The organism is Sodalis-like endosymbiont of Proechinophthirus fluctus (genome assembly GCF_001602625.1).
Lineage (GTDB): Bacteria > Pseudomonadota > Gammaproteobacteria > Enterobacterales > Enterobacteriaceae.
Genome location: NZ_LECR01000040.1, coordinates 4002 through 4485, shown reverse-complemented (window position 1 = coordinate 4485; position 484 = coordinate 4002). Strand labels below are relative to the sequence as shown.

1 protein-coding gene is annotated in these 484 nt (G+C 58.7%); it reads right to left on the bottom strand.

Annotated elements, in window-relative coordinates; genetic code table 11:
• Positions 1–29 precede the first annotated feature (29 nt).
• Complete coding sequence (gene fliO / locus BG74_RS04375) at positions 30–404, bottom strand: flagellar biosynthetic protein FliO (protein WP_066596862.1); 375 nt, start codon at positions 402–404, stop codon at positions 30–32.
• Positions 405–484: the final 80 nt, after the last annotated feature.

The window sequence follows — 484 nt, the reverse complement described above, 5'->3', positions numbered from 1 at the left end:
ACAAAGCGAGGCGCGCAGAGTCGGCATGCTCATGTCGTCTCCCGTGACTGTTGCCTGCGCGCGAACAGCGTCGAGAAGGCTGGTGGCGGCTCGTCGGGCGCTTCATCGCCGGCAGGGAGAGTATACAGGTGGGTGATCCGTCCTGGCGTGACACCAAGCACCAACCAGTGTTCACCAGCTTCCACCAAAACGATTCGTTCACGGTGGCCAACGGAGCAACTAGCGCGGACTTTGAGTAGCGATTGTCCGCCGTGACGGGGCGTAAAATAGCCTAAACGCCGGGCCAGTTTGAGCAGAAAAAGGATGAGAAGCAACACTGCCCCCAGCGATCCGGCCATATTCAAAAGCGCTGCGTCGTGGCCGCTATCGTAGGCGGAGGGCAACTGTAGCGTAGTCTGTTTCATTTTATCGGCTCAAGCGGCGCATACGTTCGGCGGGCATAACAATATCGGCGATGCGCACGCCGTACTGTTCTCCCATCACT

Bases quoted from the DNA above. Each gene is read 5' to 3' on its own strand.
- fliO (WP_066596862.1), bottom strand. From the start codon at position 404: ATGAAACAGACTACGCTACAGTTGCCCTCCGCCTACGATAGCGGCCAC.